We start from the raw sequence: 1,584 nt of genomic DNA, 5'->3' as shown, positions 1-1,584 counted from the left end.
GGTGATTGCGGCCCCTTTATTTTATTAATAGTGGCAGCAAAGGGTGAAACAATCGTCAATCGTGTTTATCATCTTGATCGTGGCTTTTTAGAGGTTGGAAGAAAAATTATCCCGATGTGGAGCGAAAATTCAACGGATAACGGTGTGACTGCTCAAAGGGTATGGCTTGAATGTCTGTGGTTTGGGGGCATGTGTTAAGGTGTATGTTGAGGCATATTTTTAGGTGTATTTTTGTGGGGGTTGAAGGATTGTTCGTCTTCTCAATAAATTGCTGGTTTTCCCTTATGGTTTTGGAGAGTGCGCATAAGAGGCTGAGAGAGATCTCTTAAAAAAAACAATTTTGTGTTTGATTTCTTGAGAGATGAAAACATTCCTTTAAATTTTATTGCTAATCTTCTTCAATTCCTTTATCAATAGACCTTGTGACTTTGGTCGTATACGCAACGATCAAGAGGGTCTGAAAGCCCTAAGGTTCGATCATAAGAATTAATCCACTTTTGTGGATATCCCGGAGTTCCGGGAGTTTTTGCTATGTCCAGGTGCGCAGCACTAAAAGCAAAAAAAGCTGATTCGAACTCAGTACTTTCAGACTCCCGGAATACTTATGCGAGGGCGCTCGCAACCGGAGGGGGAACCTGAAGTGAAAGCTAAAAATCCACATTCTAACGATATTTTGATAGGCAAAAGAATTCGTTTGAGACGAGAAATGTTGAAAATTTCTCAAAAAGAATTAGGGCATCGTTTAGGGGTTACCTTTCAACAAATCCAAAAATATGAAAAGGGTATCAATCGCGTTGGTGCAGGGCGTTTACAAGAAATTGCTGATATCCTGGATATCTCTATTTTCTTTTTTTATGCCGATATCGCAACAAAAGAAAAAAATACATCCTATGATGAAATTGCTAATAAAGAAGAGCATACCCTTTTGAAAAGTTTTAGAGAACTTAAGCCTAAGCAACAAAAGGCAATTTTGTGTTTGATTGCTTAAGCGATAAAAACACACTTGTGAAAGCCTTTAAATTTTATTGCTAATCTTCCGAAATTACTTTATGACTTAAAGGGTAACTTTGGTCGTCTACGCAACGACCAAGAGGGCTTCAAAAACCCTAGAGTTTGGTACATAAAAATGAACTCACTTTTGTGGGTATCCCGGAATTCCGGGAGTTTTTGCCATGTCCAGGTGTGTTCGCGCACTAAAAGCAAAAAAGCTGATCCAAACTCAGTGTTTTTGACTCCCGGAATACTTATGCGAGGGCGCTCGCAACCGGAGGGGGAACCTGAAGTGAAAGCGAAAAATCCACATTTTCCAATAAAGAATCCACATTCTAACGATATTTTGATAGGCAAAAGAATTCGTTTGAGACGAGAAATGTTGAAAATTTCTCAAAAAGAATTAGGGCATCGTTTAGGGGTTACCTTTCAACAAATCCAAAAATATGAAAAGGGTATCAATCGCGTTGGTGCAGGGCGTTTACAAGAAATTGCTGATATCCTGGATATCTCTATTTTCTTTTTTTATGCCGATATCGCAACAAAAGAAAAAAATACATCCTATGATGAAATTGCTAATAAAGAAGAGCATAC

General features: G+C 38.5%; 2 protein-coding genes and 1 pseudogene. All 3 read left to right on the top strand.

The window, feature by feature from the left end; translation table 11 throughout:
* Positions 1-198 (top strand): annotated as a pseudogene (locus PVV65_RS09665) (hypothetical protein); the annotation flags it as partial.
* Between the two features lie 406 nt (positions 199-604).
* Positions 605-988, top strand: coding sequence for a helix-turn-helix domain-containing protein (locus PVV65_RS09660; RefSeq protein ID WP_273790012.1), 384 nt, complete (start codon positions 605-607; stop codon positions 986-988).
* A gap of 258 nt (positions 989-1,246) precedes the next feature.
* A partial coding sequence (locus tag PVV65_RS09655; protein ID WP_273790011.1) for a helix-turn-helix domain-containing protein occupies positions 1,247-1,584 on the top strand: 338 nt, incomplete at its 3' end.

This window comes from Bartonella sp. ML70XJBT (assembly GCF_028618425.1).
GTDB lineage: Bacteria > Pseudomonadota > Alphaproteobacteria > Rhizobiales > Rhizobiaceae > Bartonella.
The sequence above is the reverse complement of the archived record's forward strand: the minus strand, read 5'-3'. Positions and strand labels throughout refer to the sequence as shown.